Here is a 26,275-nt window from a genome sequence, read left to right as displayed (position 1 = left end):
AGTGAACACGATGCGTTCTTTGCGTTTGCCGGCGGCCGCGCTGGCGTTGTTGCTGTCCGGCCTGGCCCAGGCGGGCGTGGGACTCGGCACGATCGCCGCGACGGCCGAGGACGGCCCGGTCACGCTGTACTACCCGACCGCCGATGCCGAGCAGGCGATTCCGCGCGGGCCGTTCACGCTGCAGGTGGCGCCGCAGGGCCGACCGGTGCGTGGCAACGGGCGGCTGGTGGTGATCTCGCACGGCTCGGGCGGCGCACCCTGGGTGCATGCCGACCTGGCTCGCAGCCTGGTGCAGGCCGGCTTCGTGGTGGCGATGCCCGAGCATCGGGGCGACAACCACAAGGACAGGAGCAAGCCGGGGCCGGAGAGCTGGGCCCGGCGACCGGCCGAGGTGTCGCGCGCCATCGATGCGGTGGGGCGCGATGCGCGCTTGGGGCCCCTGCTGCAACTCGACAAGGTGGGCGTCTACGGCATGTCGGCCGGCGGCCACACGGCCCTGAGCCTGGCGGGCGGGCGCTGGTCGCCGGGCAGCTTCAAGCGGCATTGCGAGGCGCACCTGGCGGCGGACTTCCAGTCCTGCGTCGGACTGTTCACGCGGCTGACCGGCGGGTGGCTGGACGGCCTCAAGGAATGGGCCGCGCTCGCGGTGATCCGCCGGCGCTTCGACGACGACATGCCGCGCGTGCATGTCGACCCGCGCGTTGCGGCGGTGGTCGCCGGCGTGCCCTTCTCGGCCGACTTCGACATGGCCTCGCTGGCCGCGCCGCCGGTGCCGCTGGGCCTGGTCACGGCGCAGCAGGACCGGTGGCTGATCCCGCGCTTCCACGGCGACCGCGTGGTCGCGGCCTGCAAGACCTGCGAGCTGATCGCCGATCTGCCCACGGCCGGCCATGGCGCCCTGCTGTCGCCGCCGCCGCCGGGGCTCACCGGCCTGGTCGGCGACATGCTCAACGACCCGCCGGGCTTCGACCGCGCGGCCACGATGCCGGCGGTGGACCGCAAGATCACGGCCTTTTTCGCGAAGCACCTGCTGCAGGAACGCCCGTCGGGCGGCCAGGCCTCGCCCGGCTGAAGCGGCTCAGCCGCCGAGGTCCAGCTCGCGTGCGTGGTTGCTGCGCACCCAGGTGATGTCGCCCGCCTCGGCGTTGCGGGTCTGCCAGGCACGGAACTCCGGATCGGCCGACAGGCCGTCGACGACCTGGGCGAAGGCCAGGGCGTTGTCGAACTGCACGCTGAGCACGTAGTTGCCCAGCTCGCCGGCGGTGATGGCCCACAGCCGCGGGCTGGGCGCACCGTGCTTGCGCCAGAGCGCGGCGCCCTGCTCCATCGCTTCGATGACGGCGGCCAGGTCGGCGCCCGGATTGGGCTTGAAGACGTAGCGGGCTTCGTAGGCCATGGCGGCCTCCTGTGGACGTGCGGGGGGCCGGCCATTGAAGCACCGCGGGCCTGCCGGCGCAACTGCGACCGCCCGCGCGGCCCGCCACGGACGCCTTGCGCAAGTCGACGGATCGTGCAAGGCTCGGGGCCGCGCTGCCGAGGCGGCGCCCGTCACGCCAGGAGGTACGCCATGTCCCAGATCGACAAGGACCAGGTCGTCGATGTTCTGAACCGCCTGCTGGAGGCGGAGCTGGCGGGCGTGGTGCGCTACACGCACTACTCGTTCCTGGTGTTCGGCTTCTCGCGCATTCCGATCGTCTCGTGGCTGCGGGCGCAGGCCGACGAATCGCTGCTGCATGCGCAGCAGGTGGGCGAATGGATCACCACGCTGGGTGCCTATCCGTCGCTGGGCATCGGCGCGCTGCTCGACTCGCACAAGCACGACCTGTCGGCGATCCTGCAGGAGTCGCTGGCCACCGAAGGCCACGCGCTGGCGCTGTACCGGCAGCTGCTGCAGCTGGTCGAGGGGCGCTCGGTGGCGCTGGAGGAGTTTGCCCGGCAGATGATCCACGCCGAGGAGCTGCATGCGGCGGACGTGGACAAGATGCTGCGCAAGCCCGGCGAAGTCCGCGCCTTCGCGGACCGCCCCGGCGGCTGACCGGCTGACCCGCCGACCCGCTAGCCGCGCAGGCCGCGCTCCCAAGCGCGAAGGCCCCTGTGCCAGGCCTGGAGCCGTTCATCCTCGCGCGCGCCGGCACCGGAGGTGGTGGCGCAGAGCTGGTCGAGCAGGATCTGCTGGTCGGTGCTGAGCCGCTCCGGAAACACGGGCACCAGCGTCACCCACTGGTCGCCGCGCACGCCGCGCCGCTCCACCGGAAAGCCCTCGCCCTTCAGGCAATAGGACAGCTGGCCGCGCTTCAGCTGCAGCGCCTGCAGGCCGGTGAGCGTCGGCACCTGGACCTGCCGGCCGGCGACCCAGTCGAAGCCGTCGACCGGGACCTCGCAGCGAAGCGTGCCGTCGTCGTCGAGCGTGAAGAAGGCGTGGTCGAGCAGCTCGACGCGGATTTCGAGATCGGCGGGAAGGCGCTCGGGGCGCAGCCGCCGCCCGTCGACATGGAGCAGGTCGCCATGGCGCACGCCGTGGGGGATGCGCACCTTCGCCTGGTAGCTGCGCGCGGCGGTCTTGCCGGAACTCCTGCAGGCTGCGCACGGCTGCCGCGCGATGCCGCCGCCCAGGCAGGCCTCGCATTCCGCCAGCCCGGTGGGCCAGCCGAAGAAGGAACGCTTGGGCACGGCGCCCGAGCCGCCGCACCGGACGCAGTTGCCGCCGAGCACCTGGTGGCCGGCGCCTGCACAGACCCGGCAGGTCTCGGTGACCTTGCCGCGCAGCACCTTGATGCAGCCGGCCGCTGCCTCCTCGAGGGTCAGCTTGACCTTGCGGTGGATCGGCCGCCGTTGCCGGCTCGTGCCGGCGTCGTCGCGGAAGGCGGTATCGCCGCCGTCGTCCTGTTCGTCGAAGCCGGCGCCGGAGGTCGTCGCCGGGCCGGGCGCGGTGAACTCGGCCTCGTCCGCCGCGGATTCGGGAGCGGCCCGGAATCCGGCGCGGCGGATTTCCTCGAAGGCCTGGTTGATGCGCTGCATCTTGGCCACGGCGCCGGCGCTGCCATTGCGGTCCGGGTGCCATTGCGAGACCAGCCGGCGCCACGCCGCCTTCACTTCGCTCTCGCTTGCGTCAGATGCCAAACCCAATTCGGCGAAAGCGTCGTCGGTGCCCAAGCGCTATTCCTCATCGCGGCCCGCCGTCCGGACGAAGGTCCATGGAGGCAGCAGCACCGTCTGCGCGATGCTATCCGAAGGCGGTGGCGCGCTGGCGACAGAAGCGCGCGTCTTGGCCGCTATCCGCCAGCGTTTTCAGGCACATCGTGACCGTTCGTAAGCCTCGGTCGCCCGGCAGTGGGCAAGGAACTCGGCCACTGCCTCGTTGACGGTCTCGGGATGCGTCACCGGGCCCATGTGGCCGAGCTCCTCGAACTCGACGACGCTCACATCGGGCAGCACGCCGGTGAGCAGCCGCGCGACCCCGCGCGCCGAGGCCGGCGACTGCGCGCCCGTCATGTAGAGCACCGGCATTTCCAAGGCAGCGAAGGCCTGCAGCGGCGTGGACTCGGTGAACAGGGCACGAGCCCAGCCGGCGACATTGGCCATGGATTGCGCGATGGGCGCGCGGCGTGGCTCGGGCATGCGGCGCCAGCTGCCGGCGCCCATCCAGTAGTCGATGAAGCGTTCGGCGGCGGCGTCCGGGTCGCCGGCGTCGATGGCGGCCGCGGCATCGGCGACAGCGAAGCGGATGCCGTTCGCCGCCTCCTGGCCGGGCGACTCCTGCTCCAGCAGCGAGAAGAGCGTGGGCTCGTAGAGCGCGAGAGCGCGCACGCGCTCGGGCCATGCCAGGGCCGCCATCAAGGCCACGGCGCCGCCGTAGGAATGGCCGACCAGGCAGAAGGGATCGCCGGCGGCCGCGAACACCGGTTCGAGCAGCGCCAGCTCGTCGGCCAGCGTCACGGTGCGATCCGCCGGCCAGGCAGGGCTGCGGCCGGCGCCGAGCGAATCCGGCGCGAGCACGCGCCAGCGCGGCGCCAGCCGCTCCATCAGGCCGCGCCACTGGGCGGAACTGCTTGCGTTGGCATGGAGGCAGACGACGCCGGGGCCGGCGCCGGATTCGCGGACGTGGGGATGGAGCGCTGGGTGCATGGATGCACTGTGGCGCAGCGCGCGCGTGGCGTCCTGCCTGGGCGTCCCCGGTGCCTGCCTGATCGTCCGACGCCGCTGCGCAACACCGTCGTCCCTGCTCGAAAACCCGGGCATCTGTCCGACTCCGCGAACGGGTCTGCGCCGCTAGACTGCCGCATCCGCCCCGGCTGCATCCTGGTGCCTTGGTTTCCCGATGCGCCGGCTTCACGGAGCCGCGCCGGGACCCTTGGCGGGTGCGGCCCCCGGCTTCGAACGACCTACAGCATGGCAGATGCACGCGACGTTCCGCTCCCGCCCGGTTCGCAGCCTTTGGCCCTGACACGCCCCGGGGACGCGGACTACCGGCTGCTGGTCGAAGCCGTGAGCGACTACGCGATCTTCCTGCTGGACCCGGGCGGCGTCATTCGCAGCTGGAACACCGGCGCGCGCAGGATCAAGGGCTACGAGGCGCACGAGGTGATCGGGCGCCACTTCTCGCTGTTCTACCCGCCCGAGCAACTCGAGCGCGGCTGGCCCGAGCACGAGCTGAAGGTGGCACGCGAGGTCGGGCGCTTCGAGGACGAGGGCTGGCGCGTGCGCAAGGACGGCACCCGCTTCTGGGCGAACGTCATCATCACGCGGCTGTCCGGCCCCGACGGCGAGTTCCGCGGCTTCTCCAAGATCACCCGCGACCTCAGCGAGCGCCGCCGCGAGGAGGAGCGTCTGCGCATGAGCGAGGAGCGCTTCCGCCTGCTGGTGGAGGGGGTGAAGGACTATGCGATCTTCATGCTCGACACCAGCGGCCACGTGGTGAGCTGGAACGCCGGGGCGCGGCGCTTCAAGGGCTACGACGCCGCCGAGATCATCGGCCGGCATTTCTCGGTCTTCTACCCGCCCGAGGCGCAGGCCACCGGCTGGCCTGACGAGGAGCTGCGCATGGCGCGCCGCGACGGGCGCTTCCACGACGAAGGCTGGCGCATCCGCAAGGACGGCACGCGTTTCTGGGCCAGCGTGGTGATCACCGCGCTGCACGATGCCAGCGGGACGCTGCGCGGCTTCGCCAAGGTGACGCGCGACATGACGGACCAGCGGCGCGTCAGCTCGCTGGAGGACGAAGGCCGGCGCATCAGCACCTTCCTGGCCATGCTGGGCCACGAGCTGCGCAACCCGCTGGCGCCGATCTCGAACGCGCTCGCGCTGATGGCCCGCGAGAAGCTGGAGAGCCGGACGCTGCGCCTGGCGCAGGACACGATCACGCGCCAGCTCAAGCAGCTGGTGCGGCTGGTGGACGACCTGCTGGACGTCGGCCGCATCACCAGCGGAAAGATCCGGCTGGAAGCCAAGCCGGTCGATCTCAAGTGGGTGGTGCTGGAGTCCGTCGAGGCCATGACGCCGGCGGCCACGGACAAGGGCCAGCAGCTGCAGACCCGGATCGAGGACACGCCGCTGTGGATCACCGGCGACCGCGCCCGGATGATCCAGGTGCTGAGCAACCTGCTCGGCAACGCCATCAAGTTCACGCCGGTCGGCGGCCATGTATGGGTGCAGGCCGGCCGCGACGGCGAGCGCGCGGTGCTGAGCGTGCGCGACGACGGGCCGGGCATCGCGCCGCAGGACATCCAGCGCGTCTTCAACCTCTTCGAGCAGGGCGAGCAGGACATCGCGCGGCTGCAGGGCGGCCTGGGGCTGGGGCTGAGCCTGGTCCAGCAGCTGGTCGGGCTGCATGGCGGGGATGTGGCGGCGTACAGCAAGGGGGTGCCGGGCGAGGGCAGCGAGTTCGTGATCCGCCTGCCGCTGGCGGAGGCTCCGGCCCTGCCCGAGAAAGCGACGGCAGCCGGCCCGCAATCGAACGGGCGTCCCACGGTGCTGGTGGTCGATGACAACCGCGACTCGGCCCAGACCATGGCCGCGCTGATGGAGACGCTGGGCTGCCACGCGATGGTGCGCCACGACGGCCAGGCAGGGCTCGAAGCCATCAAGCGCCTGGCGCCGGACCTCGTGCTGCTGGACATCGGACTGCCCGGCATGAGCGGCTTGGAGGTGGCCCGGCGCGCGCGCGCCGAGATCGAGCACCCCCCGCCGCTGATCGCCGTGACCGGCTACGGGCAGGAGCGCGACCGCCAGCTGAGCTTCGACGCCGGCTTCTTCGCGCACCTGACCAAGCCGGTGGACGTGAGCCAGCTCGAAGACCTGCTCAAGCGGCTGCTCGACTAGCGCCGGCCCCCGACCCGGCCGTTCGGACCATGGACGCGCCGCCGCCTGCGGCGTAGCATCGTCGTCCGCCTTGCCGCCACAGCTGCGGCGACAAGTCCGTGAGCCACACTTCAACGGAGGTCGGAATGAGCTATCACCTGGAAGGTCGCCTGCTCGAGGTCTGCAACTGCAACGTGCTGTGCCCCTGCTGGATCGGCGAGGACCCGGACAACGGCACCTGCGACACCATCGTCGCCTGGCGCATCGACAAGGGAACGATAGACGGCCTCGAAGTCGGCGGCAATACCATCGCCGCCGTGGCCCACGTCCCGGGCAACATCCTGGAAGGCAACTGGACGGCCGCCATCTACGTGGACGACAACGCCTCCAAGGAACAGGAAGAAGCCCTGCTCAAGGTCTACACCGGCCAGGCCGGCGGCCCGATCGCCGACCTCGCCAAGCTGATCGGCACGGTGGTGTCGGTGGAGCGGGCGAAGATCGGCTTTCATGTGAACGAGGGCCAGGGCAAGCTCGAGATCGGCACGAACTACTACGCCGAGCTGGAGCCCTACCGCGGCGCGACCGGCGGGCAGACCGTGCTGTCGGACACCGTGTTCTCCACCGTGCCGGGCGCGCCGGTCTTCGTCGGCAAGGCGCCGGTGTATCGCTCGAAGAATGCCGCCCTGGGCATCGACCTCGACATCAAGAACCACAACGCGCTGCAAAGCACCTTCGTCTTCGACGCCTGAATTCATGAGCGCCGCACGGCCGCTCCGAACGCGCGCGCACCGGCGCGCCTGATACGGAGCTGACTCGATGAACACGCCTGCGGGTATTGCGCGGCCGGCCGCGTCGCGCTCCGGAGCCGAGCGCCATCGGCGGGTGTTCCTGCCGCTGCTCGTGGCCTTGATCGGGCTGGCCTGGCTGGCGCTGTGGGCCTGGGCGCGCAGCCCCTACGGCCGCTACCTGGAGCATGGCGACTGGATGGCGTCGGGGCCCGCCGCCTTCCTGTGCCGCGTCGTCCCCGCGGGCGAGCTGCTGCTGCCCGCGCTGCTCTACGCGCTGGCCTGGATTCTGATGACCGCGGCCATGATGCTGCCGACCACGCTGCCGCTGTTCAACGTGTTCGACCGCATGACGGCCCGGCGCCCGGACCATGCGCGCCTGGTGCTGCTGCTCGGGCTGGGCTATATGGCCGTGTGGGGCGTGTTCGGGCTGCTGGCCCATGGGCTGCACGAGCTGGTCCTGGCGCTGCTCCAACGCTCGCCGACGCTGGCCTGGCACGGCTGGCTGATCGGCGCCGCGACGCTCGGGCTGGCGGGTGCCTTCCAGTTCAGCCGGCTCAAGCACCAGTGCCTGGACAAATGCCGCACGCCGTTGGGCTTCGTCATCGAGCACTGGCGCGGGCCCGCGCCGGCGCGCCAGGCCTTCCTGCTGGGCGCGCACCACGGCGTGTTCTGCGTGGGCTGCTGCTGGGCGCTGATGCTGCTGATGTTCGCACTGGGCACCGGCAGCCTGGGCTGGATGCTGCTGCTGGCCGTGCTGATGGCGGTCGAGAAGAACCTGCCTTGGGGCCGGCGCCTGAGCGCGCCCCTGGGCATCGCGTTGCTGGCGGGGGCCCTGGTCGTGGTGGCCGTCCATGCCTGAGGGGCGCGACGGCCGCCCGGGCCTGCGGGCCATCGCGCTCACCGTGGCAGCCATGCTGGCTTTTGCCGCCAATTCGCTGCTCTGCCGCATGGCGCTTCAACAGGGGGGCATCGATGCGGCCAGCTTCGGCAGCATCCGGCTGGTGGCGGGGGCGCTCACGCTGGCGCTGGTCGTGCGCCTGCGCTCGGGTGGCGCCGCGGCCGGGCGCGCCGACTGGCTGGCGGCGGCGATGCTGTTCGCGTATGTCGCCTTCTTCTCCTTCGCCTACCTGAGCCTGTCCGCGGGCACCGGGGCGCTGATCCTGTTCGGCGCGGTGCAGCTGACGATGCTGGGTGCCGGACTGCGCGCCGGCGAGATGTTCGGGCCGGTCGCGTGGTCGGGTTTCGTGCTGGCGGTCGTGGGCCTGATCTACCTGGTGTCGCCGGGGGTGACCGCGCCGCCGCCATTGGGCGCGGCGCTGATGGCCGTCGCGGGCGTGGCCTGGGGCGTGTATTCGCTGCGCGGCCGCGGCGTGGCCGACCCGCTGGCCGCGACCGCGCGCAACTTCGTGCGGGCCGCGCCGATGGCGCTGCTGCTGAGCCTCGTCCTCGCCGGCAGCGCGCACGCCGACGCGGCCGGCATCGCGCTGGCGGTGGCCTCGGGTGCGCTGACCTCGGGCATCGGCTATGTGATCTGGTACGCGGCGCTGCCCTGGCTCTCGGCGATGCGGGCGGCGACGGTGCAGCTGTCGGTGCCGCTGATCGCGGCCTTTGGCGGCGTGATTTTCCTGGCGGAGGCGATCACGCCGCGGCTGGCCTACGCGTCGGTGGCAATCCTTGGAGGCATTGCGCTGGTGCTGCTGGCCAAGTCGAGAATCGTGCGGCCCCGTGGGTGATCGTCGCAGGCGCGGATCTCCCGCTGGCTAAGTCTTCCCCGACACGATGTTCACGCCGATCTGTTCGGCCAGGCTCAGCAACTCGTCATATCCTGTCCCGTCATCGAGCAAGCTGCGGGAAGGAGTGACTTGACGCAGCAAGCCGGGGGCGATGCGATCCCCGAACAGCATGACGGCCTGGGCACTGTCGTCCTGCCGCGAGGTCCAGCACAAACCTTGTACGTCGGAGCGCTGCGCATGGATGGCTTCGGCCCATTTCCGCGTTGACGCGTACTGATCTTTCTCCGTGTCGATCAATTGCCTGCGCTCCACGCCCAGCTTGCGCAGGGCTTTGCCGCGCAGGTCGGCCAGCACGAGATCGGCTCCAGTGGTCACCCGGGAATGCACTTGATCCTTCAGCTTCGACTTGTCGTAGCTCTTGAACCCCGATGCAAAAGGCACATCGTGGAAGACGGTTTCCATGGCCGCGCACGCGAAGGTGTTTCCGCCATAGAGCGTGGGAATGGGCTCGCCCTTGGCGCTCTTGATCGGGCTGAACCGTGCATTGCCCGTGACGCCGGGATTGAATTCTTCGCCCGCGTACTTCTTCAGATGAACCCGATGCAAGGTCCCACCGTTCGGCCAGGGCATCGTCGATACATGCAGCGTTGCCGGGGGCGACGGCGTCGTATCGGCAGGTGGCGGTGATGGCGGTGGCGGCGATTTGCCGGGACGCTTAGCCATGCGCGACCGCCTCCAGCTCATCCGCGGCGGCCGCAATGACGCGATCGGGCTGTTTCGCCAGCACGTCCTGCGGTCGCTTGCCGCCGAGGAAGCTGTTGGCGGACGAGAACCAGTACGCCAGACCCCAGCCGTCTTTTGACTCGCCGAAGGTCTTGATTACCTTGGCCATGACCTTGAATGGCCGGAAGCCCGTCTTGGGGTCAAGCCCATAGCCTGGAAAGTAGTCGACCCCGCGGTGACGGATGGCGAAGATCAATCCGTCGCGCTTCCACTTGTTGGGCTGGGCACTGGGATTGCTGGTGCTGAAGCCGGCGAGGTCGGCGATTTGCGCCGTCGTCATCCAGTTATCCTCCTGGAGCACGGCAGTGCGGGCTCTCGCCAGCATCGCCGCCTCCTTGAGCTGGGTCGGCGTAGGCGGCGCTCTCGGTATGAGGATTTCAACCAGGGACTCCAGAGTTTCGCGTTCGTGCCGGGAAACGCTCAGGCCTACCAGCTGTACGAAACGGACCAGAGTCTCTGCGATGGCTCCAGCTTCCTTTGCGGATACATGCTCCAGGCCGATGGCGACAACCTGATCTGCATCCAGTTGGTTCAGCCGCCGACCGATCTCCTTGGGAGATCCGGTCATGACGTCGAGCAGGTCAGCGTGTGCATGGGTCGTGGTCATGGCACTCTTCAATGGTTAGATTGGATGTAAACAGCAATGCTAATACATCTAACCGAACGCCACCACCTCCCCGGTCATGATTCGGGCGGGGGTGCCACCGCAGGAGAGCGACGAGGCCAACACAGCCGATGAAATGTGCCGACGCCCAAGCAGCAGAGGTCGACCCTTCGGCGAAACGCTAGCCTTCGAGCTTGAACAAGCTCGTCGCCTCCAGATCCAGCGCCATTTGCTCGCGCTGATTGAAGAGCCGCCAGCGCCAGCGCAGGATGCCCAGCGTAGGCCGCTTTTCCGAGCGCCGCACCTCGATCACGTCGGCCACCAGACGCAGCGCATCGCCGGGGCGCACGGGGTTGGGCCACTTCACGTAAGCCAGGCCCGGCGAGGCGAAGGACTCGGAACCCGCCAATGCCGCATCGGTCACCAGCCGCATCGCGATGCCGCCGGTGTGCCAGCCGCTGGCGATCAGGCCGCCGAAGGGGCCGTCGGCGGCGGCATCGGCGTCGGTGTGAAACCACTGGGGGTCGTAGGCCTTCGCGAACTGCAGCAGCTCGGCCTCGGTGACGAGGTAGGGCCCGGCCTCGATGACCTGGCCCGCGTGAAACTCGGCGAACTTCATGCGGCGAGCCTGCTTAATAAGTCTCGAGGTGCAGGCGGCCTTCGCGCTTGAGGGCGGCGCCGATGGTGTCCCAGTCCAGGCCCGCTTCCACCGCCACGTCGCGCAGCGCGAGCACCACTCCCTCTTCCATGCTCTTCAAGCCGCAGACATAGAAGTGGCTCTGCCCGTCCTTCAGCAGCGCGGCCAGGTCGGCGGCGCGCTCGCGCATCGCGTCCTGCACGTAACGCTTGGGCTGGCCGGGCGTGCGCGAGAAGGCGAAGTTGATGTCGATGAAGTCCTTGGGCAGCGTCTGCAGCGGGCCGAAGTAGGGCAGCTCCTGCTGCGTGCGTGCGCCGAAGAAGAGCAGGAGCTTGCCGCTCTCGAACTTGCCGCTCTTGCGCAGGCGGCGGCGCCACTCGGTCATCGCGCGCATGGGTGCGCTGCCGGTGCCGGTGCAGATCATCACGATGTGCGACTTCGGATGGTTGGGCATCAGGAAGGACGTGCCGAAGGGCCCGATGACCTGCACCTTGTCGCCGACCTTGAGGTCGCACACGTAGTTGCTGCAGACACCGCGCACCGGGTTGCCCTGGTGGTCCTGCAGCACGCGCTTCACCGTCAGCGAGACGTTGTTGTAGCCGGGACGCTCGCCGTTGCGCGGGCTGGCGATGGAGTACTGCCGCGCGAAGTGCGGCTTGCCGTTGGCATCGGTGCCCGGCGGGATGATGGCGATCGACTGGCCCTCCAGCACCGGGAAGGGCATGGCGCCGAAGTCCAGCACGATGTGGTGCGTCTGGTTCTCGTAGCCGGCCTCGGTGCAGTTGAAGTTGCCGACCACGGTCGCCGTGGTGGGGTTCTTCGGCGGGAACAGATTGGTGTAGGCGTGCGCGGCCGACCAGGGCGGCACGGTGGCGCCGTACTGCGCGGAATTGAAAGCCACTTCGCCGGGTGCGGAGGGCGGCTGCGGCGCAGCGGCGGGTTGCGCCTGGATCACCACCTCGTCGGACGAGGCGATGCCCTCTGCTTCCAGCTGCTCGGGCGTGAGCTCGGCGGGCAACTCGTCCCAGGTGAACTGCTCCTCGATCGAGTAGGCGCGCGCCACGGGCATGGTGCGCCAGTTGTCGATGGAGCCCGTCGGGCAGGGCGAGATGCAGGCCATGCAGCTGTTGCAGACATCGGCACGCACCACGTAGTTGCGGTCGTCGTGCGTGATGGCATTGACGGGGCAGGTGGCCTCGCAGGTGTTGCAGCGAATGCAGATCTCGGGGTCGATCAGGTGCTGCTTGATGACGCCGAGTTGGATGGTGGCCGTGTCCATGTTGTGCTCCTAAACTCCCTCCCCCTCCGGGGGGGAGGGTTGGGGTGGGGGCACGCGGTGCGTGTCGTGGGTACGCCCGATGCCCCATCCCTGCCTTCCCCCGGAGGGGGAAGGAGTAATACCTCAGCCGAAACGGACGTACTCGAAATCCACCGGCTGGCGGTTGATGCCCATCACCGGCGGCGCAATCCAGCCGGCGAACTTGCCGGGGTCGACCACGCGGCCCATCAACGATGCCACGAAAGCGAAGTCTTCGGGCGTGGGCAGCCATTCGCTCTTCTTCGCGGCCCATTCGGCCTCGTTCACCACGCGGCCTTCCGGCGACATCTTGATGCCGGCCAGCGCGCCGATCTGGCGGTTGAAGGCCTTGTGCGGCACCGTCAGGCGGGTCGGGATGCCGGCCTTTTCCAGCACCTTGTTCCAGCGGTTCACGCCGGCGACCGAGTCCTTGATGAAGTCGTCGCGCAGCACTTCGTTCAGCGCGTTGAGCATCGGCACGTCCTTCTCGACCAGCTGGCCGTTCTGGACTTCCAGCACCTTGTAGGTCTGGCCCTTGAGCACGTGGTCGTCGCTTCGCTTGCCCTCTTCGTAGCGGCCCTTGAGGCCCGAGCTGTAGAAGATGGCGGCGTTGCTCGACTGGTCGGCGCCGAACAGGTCGATGGTGACGCTGTAGTGGAAGTTCAGGTAGCGCTGGATGGTGCCGAGGTCGATGGCGCCGGCCGCACGCACCTTCTGCGGGTCGTCGGTCTTGAGCTCGTTCATGACCTGCGCGGTGCGCTGCAGCACGCGCGAGACGCCGCTTTCGCCCACGAACATGTGGTGCGCTTCCTCGGTCAGCATGAACTTCGTGGTGCGCGCGAGCGGATCGAAGGCGCTTTCGGCCAGGGCCGAGAGCTGGAACTTGCCGTCGCGGTCGGTGAAGTAGGTGAACATGAAGAAGGCCAGCCAGTCCGGCGTCTTCTCGTTGAAGGCGCCCAGGATGCGCGGGTTGTTCTCGTCGCCCGAAGTGCGCTGGAGCAGGGCCTCGGCCTCCTCGCGGCCGTCGCGGCCGAAGTACTTGTGCAGCAGGTAGACCATCGCCCAGAGGTGGCGGCCCTCTTCCACGTTGACCTGGAAGAGGTTGCGCAGGTCGTACTGGCTCGGACAGGTCAGGCCGAGGTGGCGCTGCTGCTCCACCGATGCCGGCTCGGTGTCGCCCTGCGTCACGATGATGCGGCGCAAATTCGCGCGGTGCTCGCCGGGCACGTCCTGCCAGGCCTTCTCGCCGAGGGAATCGCCGAAGTGGATCTTGCGGTCGGCGTCGCCCGGGTTCAGGAAGATGCCCCAGCGGTAGTCGCGCATCTTCACGTGGCCGAACTGGGCCCAGCCGTTCGGATCGACGCTCACCGCGGTGCGCAGGTAGACCTCGTAGTTGGTCGAGCCGTCGGGGCCGACGTCGTCCCACCAGTTGATGAAGTTGGGCTGCCAGCCTTCGAGCGCGCGCTGCAGCGTGCGGTCTTCGCTCAGGTTGACGTTGTTGGGGATCTTCTCGCTGTAGTTGATCGTGCTCATGGGTGGCTCCTGAATGAATGGAAATCCGTGAATCCGGGCGGGCTGGGCTTGTCGAAGGTGGGGGGCAAGGCTTCGACAGGCTCAGCCCGAACGGGGGGGAGGCTCAGCCCGAACGGGAGGCTCAGCCCGAACGGGAGGCTCAGCCCGAACGGGGGGGCTCAGCCCGAACGGGGGGTAGGCTCAGACCGAACGGGGGCATGCTCAGCTCAATGTCCGGGGTTTAGACGCGGTTCAAGTCGAAGCCCGCCTTTTCGCCGGTGCCGTAGACCTTCAGGGCACCCTTTTCGCCGACGGCGTTCGGGCGGTTGAAGATCCAGTTCTGCCAGGCGGTGAGCCGGCCGAAGATGCGGGTGAGCATGTTCTCCCGGCTGGCGAAGCGCAGGTTGGCCTCCAGGCCGGTCAGGGCGTCGGGCGACATGGCGGCGCGCTCCTCGATGGCGATGCGGATCTCGTCGTCCCAGTCGATGTCGTCGGGGGCCGCGGTGACCAGGCCGAGCTTGAGCGCCTCGTCGGCGTCGAGCGGCTTGCCGGCGGCGGCGCGGGCGGCCTCGAGCGGGGCGGCCTCTTCATAGAAGCGGCGCTGCAGGCGGCTCTGGTCGTTGACCATCGGGAAGAAGCCGAAGTTGAACTCGTCGAGCACCAGCCGGGGCGCGCGCTCGGGCTCGTCGGGCAGCGCCAGCATGTAGGCGCGGTCCGCGGCGAAGGCGAGCTCGGCGAGCAGGCCGGCAAAGCAGGAGCCGGGCTCGATCAGCGCGAACAGGCTGCGCGAGGACACGTCCAGCCGGGCCAGCGTGCGGCGCAGCGCGCCGATGGTTTCGCGCACCAGCCAGTGGTCCTTGTGGGCGAGCAGGGTCTTGTCGCTGTCGAGCACGGCCTGGACATCGCCCTGGGTCTTGAGCAGCCAGGTGCCGATGTCCAGCTCGTTGGTGCGCAAGTTGAGGATGGCGTCGTCGAGCTGGCGCACCATCGCGAGCGGCCACCAGGCAGCACCCGCGGCCTCGATGCCGGCGATGTCGGTGGGCTGCGCGCCGGCCGGGGCCTTGACGGTCAGCGTGGCGGTGCGGCGGGCGCGATCGATCTCGACCGTGACGAATTCATAGCGGATGCTGTCGGGGCCGTCCTCGCGCTCGACGCGAGCGAGGCTCACACCCTTGGCGCCGGCCGGTCGGTGGCTGCCCTCGGCCAGCTTGGCGGCGCGCTCCTGCACGGCGGCGCCGAACTGCGCGGGCTTGGCGATCGCATCGACCAGGCGCCATTCGACCGCACGCTGGCCGCGCACGCCTTCGACGCTGGTGCAGAAGATGTCGGCCAGGTCATGGCGCACATGGCGCTTGTCGGTGACGCGGGTCAGGCCGCCGGTGCCGGGCAGCACGCCCAGCAAAGGCACTTCGGGCAGGGAGACGGAGGAGGAGCGGTCGTCCACCAGCAGGATCTCGTCGCAGGCCAGGGCCAGCTCGTAGCCGCCGCCGGCGCAGGCGCCGTTGACGGCAGCGATGAACTTGAGGCCCGAGTGCCTGGACGAATCCTCGATGCCGTTGCGCGTCTCGTTGGTGAACTTGCAGAAGTTGACCTTCCAGGCGTGGCTGGAAACGCCCAGCATGAAGATGTTGGCGCCGGAGCAGAAGATGCGGTCCTTGCCGCTGGTGACGATCACCGAACGCACTTCCGGATGCTCGAAGCGCACGCGGTTGAGCGCATCGTTGAGCTCGATGTCCACGCCCAGGTCGTAGCTGTTGAGCTTGAGCTTGTAGCCGGGGCGGATGCCGCCGTCCTCGGCAATGTCCAGCGACAGGCGGGCGACGGAGCCCTCGACGCTGAGCTTCCAGTGGCGGTATTGGGACGGGTCGGTGCGGTAGTCGACGCGGGCGGGATGGGCAGCGGTCTCGGTCATGTCGCGGTCTCCTGGGTGCCTGGGGTTCAATGAACAATAGTGCAGTTGGCGTTTGCCATGACATGCATCATCTTGCATGTTTGAGGGCGCGTCAAGCCCTTCCCCGATTTTTTTGCAACCGCCGGCTTCCGGCGCGTTCTCAGCCGCCCCGGCTCATCGCTTCACGCACCGTCGTCCGCAGCGCCTGGAAGCTTTGCGCCAGGTCGCGGCCGCTCGTGTCCACGCTGAGATCGGCCTTGGAATAGAAGGCGGCACGGCCGGCGAGGATGCGGCGCAGATCGTCCATGGCCTCCTTGCTGGCGGCCATGGGCCGGGTGTCGCCCTGGGCGGCGACGCGGCCCATGTGCTCCTCGGGGGCGGCCTGCAGCCAGACGGTGGTGCAGTGCGAGAGCAGCTCGTTGAAGGTGGCGGGGTCGGAGACGATGCCGCCGGGCGTGGCGATCACCACCTCGGCGTAGATCTGCACCGTCTCCTCGAGCGCGCGGCGCTCGTAGCGGCGGTAGGCGTTGGTGCCGTACAGGTCGTGGATCTCCCGCACGCTGCAGCCGGCCAGCTTCTCGATCTCGCGGCTCAACTCGATGAAGGGCACGTCGAGGTCGTCCGCCAGCATCTGGCCCAGGGTGGACTTGCCGGCGCCGCGCAAGCCGACCAGCGCGATGCGCCGGTGGCGGGCCGGGTCGCCGGCGGCGGTGCCGAGCAGCTCGCCCAGGGCGATGCGGGCGCGGCGCAGGTCGGCCTCGTTGCGGCGCTCCAGCAGTTCGCGGATCAGCAGCCACTCGGGGCTGCTGGTCGTGATGTCGCCCACCAGCTCCGCCAGCGAGCAGTGCAGCGCGGTCGCCACCTGCTGCAGCACCAGGATGGAGGCATTGCCGATGCCGTACTCGAGGTTGGCCAGGTGGCGCTCCGACACCTCGGCCGCCTGCGCGACGGCCTTGCGCGTGAGCCCGCGGCGCGCGCGCAGGTTGCGCACCCGCTCGCCCAGCGCCACCAGCAGCGGGTTCTTGGCTTCCTCGGCCGGCAGGGCCGGATCGGCGGGTGCGCTCAGCACCGCGTCGGCTCGCTCATTCATCTCGCTTCGTCCTCTCCTCGTCGCTCCGGTCTACGGGTAAACACCATATATGCACTATATTGCTTGACACCTTTTGTGTCGATGCTTATGGTTCATGCACAGGCAAGATACTGCACGCGGCGATTTGCCGCAAGTTCGTTCTTCTTCACCCCATGCATGAGCGCACCACGATGTCCAAGGAATCCTTCCACCAGATCGTCGCCGACGTGACCTCGCAGATCGCCGGCCGCCCGCTCGACGACGAGCTCGACCGCTGGCTCAACGCCGTGCACGGCGTCGGCAGCGAAAGCTACGAACGCCTGAAAGAGGCCTGCATCGACGGCGTGGCCGAAGGCTGGCTGTGCGAGCGCGAGGGCGGCGGCATCAAGTACGGACGGGTGTTCAAGGCCGACGACGAGCTGCACCGCTTTTCGGTCGACGTGGTGGACATGAAGGACATCCAGGGGCCGCACCACACGCATCCGAACGGCGAGGTCGACTTGATCATGCCGCTGGAAGGCGATGCGACCTTCGACGGTCGGCCGGCCGGCTGGTGCGTGTATCCGCCGGGATCGGCACACCACCCCACGGTGGCCCGGGGCCGCGCGCTTGTGCTCTATCTGTTGCCCGAAGGGCAAATCCAATTCACGAAGTGACGCTCTCCCCCAGGTTGGCTCACTTCGTGTAGCCGCCCACCCCCTCACCGGGGGCGGCACCAGCGGCCCGGTCCTTCGCCGAGCTCAGGACAGGCCAAGGCCGGTTCCGCGGTGCCCCCGAACTAAAACCGGAGCCTATGAAATGACCGAACTCCTCTCCAACTACGTCGCCGGCCGCTGGCAGGCCGGCAGCGGCGCCGGAACGCCGCTCTTCGATCCGGTGCTGGGCACCGAGCTGGTCCGTGTCGACGCGGGCGGGCTGGACCTCGCCGAGGCCTTCGGCTTTGCGCGGGAGAGCGGTGGCGCGGCCCTGCGCGCCCTCACTTACAAGCAGCGCGCGGCCCTACTGGCGGGCGTCGTCAAGGTGCTGCAGGCCCACCGCGACGCGTATTACGAGATCGCCACCGCCAACTCGGGCACGGTGAAGAACGACTCGGCCGTGGACATCGACGGCGGCATCTTCACGCTGGGCCAGTACGCCAAGTGGGGCGATGCGCTGGGCGACGTGCATGCGCTGCGCGACGGCGAGGCGGTGAAGCTGGGCAAGGAGCCGGTGTTCCAGTCGCAGCACCTGCAGGTGCCCACGCGCGGCGTGGCGCTGTTCATCAACGCCTTCAACTTCCCCTCCTGGGGCCTGTGGGAGAAGGCCGCGCCCGCCCTGCTCTCGGGCGTGCCGGTGATCGTGAAGCCGGCCACCGCCACCGCCTGGCTCACCCAGCGCATGGTGCGCGACGTGGTGGAGGCCGGCGTGCTGCCGGCCGGTGCGCTGTCGATCGTCTGCGGCAGCTCGAACGGGCTGATGGATCAGCTGCAGGGCTTCGACGTCGTGTCGTTCACGGGCTCCGCCGACACGGGCGCGGTGATCCGCTCGCATGCCGCGGTCGCGCAGCGCTCGGTGCGCGCGAACATCGAGGCCGACAGCCTCAACTCGGCCCTGCTGCTGCCCGACGCCACGGCCGACAGCGAGAGCTTCAAGCTGCTGGTGCGCGAGGTGGTGCGGGAGATGACGGTCAAGGCGGGCCAGAAGTGCACCGCGATCCGCCGCATCCTGGTGCCGGCCGCGCTGTACGACGCAACGGCCGAGGCGCTTGGCAGCAAGCTGGCGGGCATCACGGTCGGCAACCCGCGCAACGAGAGCGTGCGCATGGGCTCGCTGGTGAGCCGCGGGCAGCTCGACGCGGTGCGCGAAGGCCTGGAGGAGCTGAAAGCCCAGGCCAGCGTGCTGCACGACGGCAGCCGGGCGCCGCTGCTCGATGCCGACCCGGCGGTGGCCGCGTGCATCGGCCCGGTGCTGCTGGGCGCGCGCGATGCCGATGCGGCGCAACGGGTGCACGACGTGGAGGTCTTCGGCCCGGTCGCGACCCTGCTGCCCTATCGCGACTTCGACCATGCGATCGCGCTGGCGCATCGCGGCCAAGGCTCGCTGGTCACTTCGCTCTACGGCGCCGACGAGGCCGCGCTGGGCAAGGCGGCGGTGCAGCTGGCCGCCAGCCACGGCCGCGTGCATGTGATCACGCCCGACGTCGCCCAGGCCCACACGGGCCACGGCAACGTGATGCCCCAGTCGCTGCACGGCGGCCCCGGCCGCGCGGGTGGCGGTGCGGAACTGGCCGGGCTGCGCGCGATGGACTTCTACCACCGCCGCGCCGCAGTGCAGGCCAGCCCCGGCGTGCTGGCGCAGCTGGGCCTGGCGCCGGCTTGAGCAAGAGCACAGGGATGACCCGAGGAGAGAACACGATGAGCCTGCCCGCACGATTCAATTTCGCCGAACACCTGTTCGCCCTCAACCGCGGCCGCGCGCAGAAGACCGCCTATGTCGACGACCGCGGCACCCTGCCCTATGGCCAGCTGGAGGAGCGCTCGCGCCGGCTCGCCGCCGCGCTGCTCGCCGCCGGCGTGAAGCGCGAAGACCGCGTGCTGCTGCTGATGCTGGACAGCAGCGACTGGCCGGTGAGCTTTCTCGGCAGCCTCTACGCCGGCATCGTGCCGGTGGCGGTCAACACGCTGCTGACCTCCGACGACTACGCCTACATGCTGGCCAACAGCGGCGCGAAGGCGGCCCTGGTGTCCGGCGCGCTGCTGTCGGTGCTGCAGGATGCGCAGCGCAAGGGCTCGCATGCGCTGCAGGCGCTGTTCGTCTCGCAGCCCACCGGAGCGCTGCCCGAGGGCGCGCAGGAATTCGAGGCCGCGCTCGCCGCTCACGAACCGCTGGCCGAGCCCGCCGCGACCACGCCGCAGGACCACGCCTTCTGGCTCTATTCCTCCGGCTCCACGGGCAAGCCCAAGGGCACGGTCCACACGCACGGCAATCCCTGGTGGACTGCCGAGCTCTACGGCAAGCCGGTGCTGGGGCTGACGGAGAACGATGTCTGTTTCTCCGCGGCCAAGCTCTACTTCGCCTACGGCCTGGGCAATGCGCTGACCTTCCCGCTCTCGGTGGGCGCGACGGTGCTGCTGATGGCCGAGCGGCCGACGCCCGATGCGACCTTCAAGCGCTGGACGGGCGAGACGCCCGGCCCCCATGGCGCTGCGCGCCAGCCCGCCGAGGGGGAGCCGTCGGCTCGGGGCGGCCCGGCGCCGATGAAGCCCACGGTGTTCTTCGGCGCGCCCACCGGCTTCGCCGGCATGCTGGCGTCACCCAACCTGCCGGCACGCGAGGCGGTGTCGCTGCGCATGTGCTCCTCGGCCGGCGAGGCGCTGCCGGGCGAGCTGGCGCAGCGCTTCAAGCAGCATTTCGGCTGCGAGATCATCGACGGCATCGGCTCCACCGAGATGCTGCACATCTTCCTCTCCAACCGGCCGGGCGACATCCGCTACGGCACCACCGGCCGCCCGGTCGAGGGCTATGCGATCGAGCTGCGCGGCGAGGACGGCAAGCCGGTCGGCGTGGGCGAGGTGGGCGATCTCTACATCAAGGGGCCGAGCACGGCCGTGATGTACTGGGGCAACCCCGAGAAGAGCGCCGAAACCTTCCGCGACGGCTGGACCAAGTCCGGCGACAAGTACTCGCGCGACGCCGACGGCTACTACACCTACGCGGGCCGCAGCGACGACATGCTCAAGGTCAGCGGCATCTACGTCTCCCCTTTCGAGGTCGAGGCCACGCTGATGCAGCACCCGGCCGTGCTGGAGGCCGCGGTGATCGGCAAGGAAGACGCGGACGGGCTGGTGAAGACCAAGGCCTACGTGGTGCGCAAGGGCGGGCAGAGCGTGACGGACGAGGAGCTCAAGGCCTTTGTGAAGGAGCGTCTTGCGCCCTACAAGTACCCGCGCTTCATCGAGTTCGTCGAGGAGCTGCCGAAGACGGCCACGGGCAAGATTCAGCGCTTCCGGCTGCGCGAGCGGGAGCGGCAGGGGTGACGCGCGGGACGACACGGCGCTCCGGACCCGGTCTTGGCTCCCTCCCCTTCCGGGGGAGGGCTGCGGTGTGGGCACGCGGCGCTGCCATCGAACGCGGCTGCCCCCATCCCAAGCTTCCCCCGCAAGGGGAAGGAGCAAGGCCATGACGTTTGCCAGCATCACATGGCGCGGGCGCAAGGTGCGCATCGAGCATCAGTGGATCGCCCCCGAGCGCACCGGCGCCCCACTCCTCGTCTTCCTTCACGAAGGCCTCGGCTCGATCGCGATGTGGAAGGACTTCCCCGAGCGCCTGTGCGAGGAGGGCGGCTTCCGCGGCCTGGTGTTTTCGCGCCCCGGCTACGGCCGCTCCACGCCGCGCGGACCCGAGGAGACCTGGGACGTCGACTTCATGCACCGCCAGGCGCACGAGGTGCTGCCCGCCTTCTTCGAAGCCATCGGCCTCACGGAAAAACCCTGGCTCTTCGGCCACAGCGACGGCGGCTCGATCTCGCTGCTCTACGCCGCGCGCTTCCCCGAGCGCGTGGCCGGCCTGGTGGTGCTGGCGCCGCACATCTTCGTGGAGGACGTGACGGTCGCCAACATCGAGCAGGCCCGGCTGGCCTACCTCGAGACCGACCTGCCGAAGAAGCTGGGCCGCTACCACGACGACGTGGACTCGGCCTTCTGGGGCTGGAACCGCATCTGGCTGCACCCGCCCTTCAAGCAATGGAACATCGAGGCCGAGCTCGATGCCATCCGTTGCCCGGTTCTGGCCATCCAGGGCATCGACGACGAGTACGGCACACTTGCGCAGATCCGCGGCATCGCCGAGCGCGTGCCCGGCACCGCACTGGTGGAACTCCCCGACTGCGGGCATTCCCCGCATCGCGACCAGCCCGAAAAAGCGATAGTTGCGACCGTTTCATTCATCAACGAAGACAGGAGATCACCATGACCACCCCCACCGCACGCCTGGCCCGCAGCACGCTGACGGCTCTCGCACTGGCCTGCATCGCCACCCTGGGCCACGCCCAGCAGGGCAAGCTCAAGGTCGGGCTGATGCTGCCCTTCAGCGGCACCTTCGCCGCACTCGGCGTGGCCATCGAGAACGGCTTCAAGCTCCATGTCGAGGAGAACGGCGGCAAGCTGGGCGGCCGCGAGATCGAGTACATCAAGGTCGACGACGAGTCCGACCCGGCCAAGGCCACCGACAACGTCAACAAGCTGATCAAGCGCGACAACGTCGACGTGATCGTCGGCACCGTGCACTCCGGCGTTGCGATGGCGATGGCCAAGGCCGCCAAGGAAAGCGGCACCGTGCTGATCGTGCCCAATGCTGGCGCCGACGCAGTGACCGGCCCGATGTGCGCGCAGAACATCTTCCGCAGCTCCTTCTCGAACTGGCAGCCGGCCTATGCCATGGGCGAGGTCGCGGCCAAGCAGGGCAAGAAGACCGCGATGACCCTCACCTGGAAGTATGCGGCCGGCGACGAGTCGGTGGCCGGCTTCAAGGAAGGCTTCGAGAAGGGCGGCGGCAAGGTGCTGAAGCAGCTGACCGTGCCCTTCCCCAACGTGGAGTTCCAGGCGCTCCTGACCGAGATCGCAGCGGCCAAGCCCGATGCGGTGTATTCCTTCTTCGCGGGCGGCGGCGCGGTGAAGTTCGTCAAGGACTACGCGGCTGCGGGCCTCAACAAGACCATCCCGCTCTACGGCCCCGGCTTCCTGACCGACGGCACGCTCGATGCGCAGGGCGACGCGGCCCAGGGCATGCTGACCACGCTGCACTATGCCGACGGCCTCAACACGCCGCGCGACAACAAGTTCCGCACCGATTACGCCAAGATGTTCAAGCTGCAGCCCGACGTGTACGCGGTGCAGGGCTACGACGCGGCGCAGATGCTGGCCATCGGCCTCGCCGCGACCAAGGGCGACATCACGAAGAAGGCCGAGTTCGCGGCCGCCATCGAGAAGGCCAGGATCGACAGCCCGCGCGGTGCCTTCACCATGGGCAAGTCGCACAACCCGGTGCAGGACATCTACCTGCGCAAGGTCGAGGGCAAGGAAAACAAGATGGTCAATGTCGCCGTCAAGGGTCTCGCCGACCCGGCCCGCGGCTGCAGGATGTAATTGCCACCAACGCTGAAAGCGATGACCTGTCGTGGACTTCGGTACCTTTCTTGTCCAGTGCCTGAACTCGGTTCAGTACGGGCTCCTGTTGTTTTTGGTGGCCTCGGGACTGACGCTGATCTTCGGGATCATGGGCGTGATCAACCTGGCCCACGGCAGCTTCTACATGATCGGCGCCTACATGGCGTTCGCGCTCGCGCCGCTCTTCGGTGACCAGTTCATCCTGATGCTCCTGGGGGGCGTGGTGCTCACCGCGCTCTTCGGCTACGTGCTGGAGTGGGCCTTCTTCAGCTACCTCTACCAGCGCGATCATCTGCAGCAGGTGCTGATGACCTACGGGCTCATCCTGGTCTTCGAGGAGCTGCGCTCAATCCTGGTCGGCAACGACGTGCACGGCGTGCCGGTGCCGCCGTGGCTGAGCGGCAGCTTCGCGCTCGGCGACCTCATGAGCTACCCGTGGTACCGGCTCTTCGCATCGGCCGCCTGCATCGTGCTCGCGATCGGCCTGTACTACGTGGTGAACCGCACGCGCCTGGGCATGATGATCCGCGCCGGCGCCAGCAACCGCGACATGGTGCGCGGCCTGGGCATCGACATCCGCCGGCTCTACCGCATCGTGTTCGCGGCCGGCGTGGCGCTGGCCGCGCTGGCGGGGATGATCGCGGCGCCCATGTCCTCGGTCTACCCGAACATGGGTGCGAGCGTGCTGATCATCTGCTTCGTGGTGGTGGTGATCGGGGGCATCGGCTCCATCACCGGGGCGCTGGTGGCATCGCTGCTGGTGGGCTTCGTCGACACCTTCGGCAAGGTGTTCTTCGCGGAGCTGAGCGGCATCGGCGTGTACGTGCTGATGGCCGTGATCTTGATCTGGCGTCCCGAAGGCCTGATGGGCAAGAAGGCCTGAAGCATGAAGACCTTTTCCCACTACCTTCCCCTGATCTGCGCCATTGGGCTCGCGGCGCTCGGGCCCTTCCTCGGGCCGTATCTTGGCGACCTGGTCGTCAAGGTGATGATCCTCGCGATCTTCGCGCTGAGCCTGGAGCTGCTGGTCGGCATGACCGGCCTGGTGAGCCTGGGGCACGCGGCCTTCTACGGCATCGGTGCCTATGCCACCGTGCTCGGCTCCGGCAAGGAAGGCGGATCGATCGCCCTGCTGCTGCCGCTGGCCATGGGCTGCGCGGCGGCCTATGCGCTGGTGACCGGCGCGCTCAGCCTGCGCACCCGCGGCGTGTACTTCATCATGGTCACGCTCGCCTTCGCGCAGATGGCCTTCTTCGTCTTCCACGACACGCCGGTGGGCGGCGGCAGCGACGGCATCTACATGTACATCCGCCCGGTGCTGGGCGCGCTCGACATGGAGAACCGCAAGGTGCAGTTCTACTTCGTGCTCGGCGCGCTGGTCTTCACCTACGCCCTGCTGGCGCTGATCCGCCGCTCGCGCTTCGGCGCCGCGCTGGCGGGCATTCGCGTCAACGAGCAGCGCATGCGCGCGGCGGGCTTTCCGGTGTACGGCTACAAGCTTGCGGCCTTCGTCATCGCGGGCGCGCTGGCCGGGCTGGCGGGCTTTCTCGTGGCTTCGCGCGACGGCGTGGTCAACCCCGAGCTGCTGGCGTGGCACAACTCCGGCGAGGTGCTGCTGATGATCATCCTGGGCGGCCTCGGCCACCTGCGCGGCGCGGTGATCGGCGCGGTGGCCTTCACGCTGCTGAAGGAGCTGCTGTCCACGCACGCGATCGTCGGGCCGCTGGCGGACCACTGGCAGTTGACGCTGGGCCTGGCCATCATCGCCTTCGTCGCGCTGCTGCCCAAGGGCATCGTCGGCCTGCGGGTGCGCGTGATGCCGAAGAAGGAGGCTGCCGCATGAGTCGCACGGCCGCTCCGAAGACGAACAGCACCGTGGCCGAAGGCGAAGGTACTCCAGTGAGCAGCAAACTTCTGGAGGTCGAGACGCTGACGCGCCGCTTCGGCGGCCTGGTTGCGGTGAACAAGGTGACGCTGGACCTGCACCTGGGCGAGGTGCATGCGGTGATCGGCACCAACGGCGCGGGCAAGTCCACGCTGATCAACATGCTCTCGGGCGAGATCGAGGCCTCCGACGGGCGCATCACGCTGAACGGCGAGGACATCACCCGGCGCGCGCAGTTCCGTCGCGCGCTGGCGGGCGTGGGGCGCAGCTATCAGCGCACCACCATCTTTCCGGAGTTCACGGTGCTGGAGAACTGCCGCCTCGCGGCGCAGGCCGCGGCGCCGAAGCCGTGGGCCATCTGGGAGTCTTCAGAAAGCTGCGAGTACAGCAACGGCGCCGCACGCGACGCCTTGGAGGCCGCCGGCCTCTCGTCCGTCGCCGGCCGCGTTGCAGGCACCTTGAGCCATGGCGCCAAACGCCAGCTCGAAGTCGCGATGTGCCTGGCCACCAAGCCGCGCGTGCTGCTGCTCGACGAGCCGCTGGCGGGCATGGGCGCGGAGGAGACCGAGCGCATGCTGGGCCTGTTGGCGAACCTGAAGGCCACCCACGCGATCCTGCTCGTGGAGCACGACATGGATGCGGTGTTCCGCATCGCGGACCGCATCACGGTGATGGTGAACGGCACGGTGATCGCGACGGGCGACCCGGCTTCGATCCGCGTGAATCCCGAAGTACGCACGGCCTACCTGGGCGAGGACCATTGAGATGCTGCAGATCGAAGGGCTGAACACCTACTACGGGGACAGCCACATCCTGCGCGGCGTGGACGTGACGCTGCCCACCGCCACCTCCGTCGGCCTGCTGGGGCGCAATGGGATGGGGAAGACGACGCTGATCCGGTCGCTGATGGGCTATGTGCGGCCGGCGTCGGGGCGGGTGAAGCTGGATGGCGATGACGTGACCGGCTGGGCGCCGGAGAAGATGGCGCGGCGCGGCATCGGCTACGTGCCCGAAGGGCGCGGGATCTTTCCGAACCTCTCGGTGCGGGAGAACCTCATCATGAGCGCGCGGGCGGGGATCGATGGGAAGCGGGAGTGGACCTTCGATCGGGTGATGACGACGTTTCCGCGGCTGACGGAGCGGCTGTCGCATGGCGGGCAGCAGCTGTCGGGTGGGGAGCAGCAGATGCTTTCGATCGGGCGGGCGTTGATGACGAATCCGCGGTTGTTGATTCTGGATGAGGCGACCGAAGGGCTGGCGCCGCTGATCGTGGCGGAGATCTGGCGGGTGATTGCGGACATCCGGGCGACGGGGATTGCGACGCTGATCGTGGATCGGGATTGGCGGAAGGTGCTGGGGCACACCGAGCAGGCTGTGGTGATGGAGAAGGGGAAGATTGTTCGGCAGGGGCCTTCGGCTGGACTGCTTGCGGAGCCGAAGGTGTTGGAGGAGTTGTTGGGGGTGTGAGGGACGGGACCTTCGCTAGGAGTGGCCGCGCTTGCATTACGCTAGCGCCTTTTTGCAAAGGAATCCGCGGTGGCCGCCACAACGACCGAGGAGGTCAGCGCCAGAATCCGTCAGCCGGCGGCGCCCCATGCCGTAGCCGTAGCGCCCGCCTCCCGGGACGGGAACTGAT

General features: G+C 68.9%; 25 protein-coding genes. 15 read left to right on the top strand and 10 right to left on the bottom strand.

Annotation, left to right across the window (positions count from 1 at the left end):
- The first annotated feature begins 10 nt into the window (after positions 1–10).
- A complete protein-coding gene (locus AC3A6Y_RS04340; RefSeq protein ID WP_487866998.1) occupies positions 11–1,072 on the top strand; it encodes an alpha/beta hydrolase family protein in 1,062 nt (353 codons plus the stop codon).
- A gap of 6 nt (positions 1,073–1,078) precedes the next feature.
- Here AC3A6Y_RS04340 and AC3A6Y_RS04335 read toward each other — a convergent pair whose 3' ends face one another.
- Positions 1,079–1,396, bottom strand: a complete 318-nt coding sequence (locus AC3A6Y_RS04335; RefSeq protein WP_487866997.1) for a hypothetical protein — start codon at positions 1,394–1,396, stop codon at positions 1,079–1,081.
- Positions 1,397–1,567: 171 nt separating this feature from the next.
- Here AC3A6Y_RS04335 and AC3A6Y_RS04330 point away from each other — a divergent pair, with 171 nt between their 5' ends.
- Entirely contained in the window at positions 1,568–2,035 is a 468-nt protein-coding gene (locus tag AC3A6Y_RS04330; protein ID WP_487866996.1) for a ferritin-like domain-containing protein, read from the top strand.
- Positions 2,036–2,055: 20 nt separating this feature from the next.
- Here the strand turns inward: AC3A6Y_RS04330 and AC3A6Y_RS04325 are convergent, their stop codons facing one another.
- Complete coding sequence (locus AC3A6Y_RS04325) at positions 2,056–3,120, bottom strand: DnaJ C-terminal domain-containing protein (protein WP_487866995.1); 1,065 nt, start codon at positions 3,118–3,120, stop codon at positions 2,056–2,058.
- Between the two features lie 168 nt (positions 3,121–3,288).
- A complete protein-coding gene (locus AC3A6Y_RS04320) occupies positions 3,289–4,125 on the bottom strand; it encodes an alpha/beta fold hydrolase (RefSeq protein WP_487866994.1) in 837 nt (278 codons plus the stop codon).
- 264 nt (positions 4,126–4,389) lie between these two features.
- Here AC3A6Y_RS04320 and AC3A6Y_RS04315 point away from each other — a divergent pair, with 264 nt between their 5' ends.
- The 4 genes from AC3A6Y_RS04315 to AC3A6Y_RS04300 all read left to right on the top strand — a co-directional run bounded on the left by AC3A6Y_RS04315 (position 4,390) and on the right by AC3A6Y_RS04300 (position 8,818).
- Complete coding sequence (locus tag AC3A6Y_RS04315; protein WP_487866993.1) at positions 4,390–6,318, top strand: PAS domain-containing hybrid sensor histidine kinase/response regulator; 1,929 nt, start codon at positions 4,390–4,392, stop codon at positions 6,316–6,318.
- Between the two features lie 125 nt (positions 6,319–6,443).
- Positions 6,444–7,046, top strand: a complete 603-nt coding sequence (locus AC3A6Y_RS04310) for a DUF1326 domain-containing protein (protein WP_487866992.1) — start codon at positions 6,444–6,446, stop codon at positions 7,044–7,046.
- A 67-nt stretch (positions 7,047–7,113) separates the two neighbouring features.
- Positions 7,114–7,944, top strand: a complete 831-nt coding sequence (locus AC3A6Y_RS04305) for a DUF2182 domain-containing protein (RefSeq protein ID WP_487866991.1) — start codon at positions 7,114–7,116, stop codon at positions 7,942–7,944.
- Positions 7,937–8,818 carry a DMT family transporter gene (locus AC3A6Y_RS04300; RefSeq protein WP_487866990.1) on the top strand — a complete coding sequence of 294 codons (882 nt, stop codon included), beginning with the start codon at positions 7,937–7,939 and terminating at the stop codon, positions 8,816–8,818. Before AC3A6Y_RS04305 ends, AC3A6Y_RS04300 begins: the two co-directional genes overlap by 8 nt.
- A gap of 27 nt (positions 8,819–8,845) precedes the next feature.
- On the opposite strand, the gene AC3A6Y_RS04295 is transcribed toward AC3A6Y_RS04300, so the two are convergent.
- The 7 genes from AC3A6Y_RS04295 to AC3A6Y_RS04265 all read right to left on the bottom strand — a co-directional run bounded on the left by AC3A6Y_RS04295 (position 8,846) and on the right by AC3A6Y_RS04265 (position 16,632).
- A complete protein-coding gene (locus tag AC3A6Y_RS04295) occupies positions 8,846–9,541 on the bottom strand; it encodes an RES family NAD+ phosphorylase (protein ID WP_487866989.1) in 696 nt (231 codons plus the stop codon).
- On the bottom strand, positions 9,534–10,208 hold the full coding sequence (locus AC3A6Y_RS04290; protein ID WP_487866988.1) for a hypothetical protein: 675 nt from the start codon (positions 10,206–10,208) through the stop codon (positions 9,534–9,536). The genes AC3A6Y_RS04295 and AC3A6Y_RS04290 overlap by 8 nt, the downstream gene beginning before the upstream one ends.
- Before the next feature lie 178 nt (positions 10,209–10,386).
- The gene (locus AC3A6Y_RS04285; protein WP_487866987.1) at positions 10,387–10,824 is read right to left on the bottom strand and encodes a MaoC family dehydratase; all 438 of its coding nucleotides are present in this window, start codon (positions 10,822–10,824) and stop codon (positions 10,387–10,389) included.
- A gap of 13 nt (positions 10,825–10,837) precedes the next feature.
- Complete coding sequence (gene boxA, locus AC3A6Y_RS04280) at positions 10,838–12,121, bottom strand: benzoyl-CoA 2,3-epoxidase subunit BoxA (protein ID WP_487866986.1); 1,284 nt, start codon at positions 12,119–12,121, stop codon at positions 10,838–10,840.
- 123 nt (positions 12,122–12,244) lie between these two features.
- A complete protein-coding gene (gene boxB / locus AC3A6Y_RS04275; protein WP_487866985.1) occupies positions 12,245–13,672 on the bottom strand; it encodes a benzoyl-CoA 2,3-epoxidase subunit BoxB in 1,428 nt (475 codons plus the stop codon).
- Positions 13,673–13,892: 220 nt separating this feature from the next.
- Positions 13,893–15,563 carry a 2,3-epoxybenzoyl-CoA dihydrolase gene (gene boxC, locus AC3A6Y_RS04270; protein ID WP_487866984.1) on the bottom strand — a complete coding sequence of 557 codons (1,671 nt, stop codon included), beginning with the start codon at positions 15,561–15,563 and terminating at the stop codon, positions 13,893–13,895.
- 139 nt (positions 15,564–15,702) lie between these two features.
- Positions 15,703–16,632 (bottom strand): helix-turn-helix transcriptional regulator, encoded by a 930-nt coding sequence (locus AC3A6Y_RS04265; RefSeq protein WP_487866983.1) that lies wholly within the window; start codon positions 16,630–16,632, stop codon positions 15,703–15,705.
- A gap of 170 nt (positions 16,633–16,802) precedes the next feature.
- Here AC3A6Y_RS04265 and AC3A6Y_RS04260 point away from each other — a divergent pair, with 170 nt between their 5' ends.
- From AC3A6Y_RS04260 to AC3A6Y_RS04220, 9 genes are all read left to right on the top strand, one after another.
- On the top strand, positions 16,803–17,267 hold the full coding sequence (locus AC3A6Y_RS04260) for a 4-hydroxylaminobenzoate lyase (RefSeq protein WP_487866982.1): 465 nt from the start codon (positions 16,803–16,805) through the stop codon (positions 17,265–17,267).
- Between the two features lie 142 nt (positions 17,268–17,409).
- The gene (locus tag AC3A6Y_RS04255) at positions 17,410–18,969 is read left to right on the top strand and encodes a 3,4-dehydroadipyl-CoA semialdehyde dehydrogenase (RefSeq protein WP_487866981.1); all 1,560 of its coding nucleotides are present in this window, start codon (positions 17,410–17,412) and stop codon (positions 18,967–18,969) included.
- A 35-nt stretch (positions 18,970–19,004) separates the two neighbouring features.
- Positions 19,005–20,627: a benzoate-CoA ligase family protein gene (locus AC3A6Y_RS04250; protein ID WP_487866980.1), complete on the top strand. Its 1,623-nt coding sequence runs from the start codon at positions 19,005–19,007 to the stop codon at positions 20,625–20,627.
- A gap of 142 nt (positions 20,628–20,769) precedes the next feature.
- Positions 20,770–21,561, top strand: coding sequence for an alpha/beta fold hydrolase (locus tag AC3A6Y_RS04245; RefSeq protein ID WP_487866979.1), 792 nt, complete (start codon positions 20,770–20,772; stop codon positions 21,559–21,561).
- On the top strand, positions 21,558–22,733 hold the full coding sequence (locus tag AC3A6Y_RS04240; protein ID WP_487866978.1) for an ABC transporter substrate-binding protein: 1,176 nt from the start codon (positions 21,558–21,560) through the stop codon (positions 22,731–22,733). Before AC3A6Y_RS04245 ends, AC3A6Y_RS04240 begins: the two co-directional genes overlap by 4 nt.
- A 31-nt stretch (positions 22,734–22,764) precedes the next feature.
- A complete protein-coding gene (locus tag AC3A6Y_RS04235; protein ID WP_487866977.1) occupies positions 22,765–23,637 on the top strand; it encodes a branched-chain amino acid ABC transporter permease in 873 nt (290 codons plus the stop codon).
- A gap of 3 nt (positions 23,638–23,640) precedes the next feature.
- On the top strand, positions 23,641–24,597 hold the full coding sequence (locus tag AC3A6Y_RS04230; protein WP_487866976.1) for a branched-chain amino acid ABC transporter permease: 957 nt from the start codon (positions 23,641–23,643) through the stop codon (positions 24,595–24,597).
- Positions 24,594–25,403, top strand: a complete 810-nt coding sequence (locus AC3A6Y_RS04225) for an ABC transporter ATP-binding protein (protein WP_487866975.1) — start codon at positions 24,594–24,596, stop codon at positions 25,401–25,403. Before AC3A6Y_RS04230 ends, AC3A6Y_RS04225 begins: the two co-directional genes overlap by 4 nt.
- Position 25,404: 1 nt before the next feature.
- A complete protein-coding gene (locus AC3A6Y_RS04220; RefSeq protein WP_487866974.1) occupies positions 25,405–26,106 on the top strand; it encodes an ABC transporter ATP-binding protein in 702 nt (233 codons plus the stop codon).
- Positions 26,107–26,275 lie beyond the last annotated feature (169 nt).

Source organism: Variovorax sp. Soil_C_17, from assembly GCF_057657265.1.
Note: the sequence above shows the minus strand (reverse complement) of the source record. Positions and strands in the feature narration are given on the sequence as shown.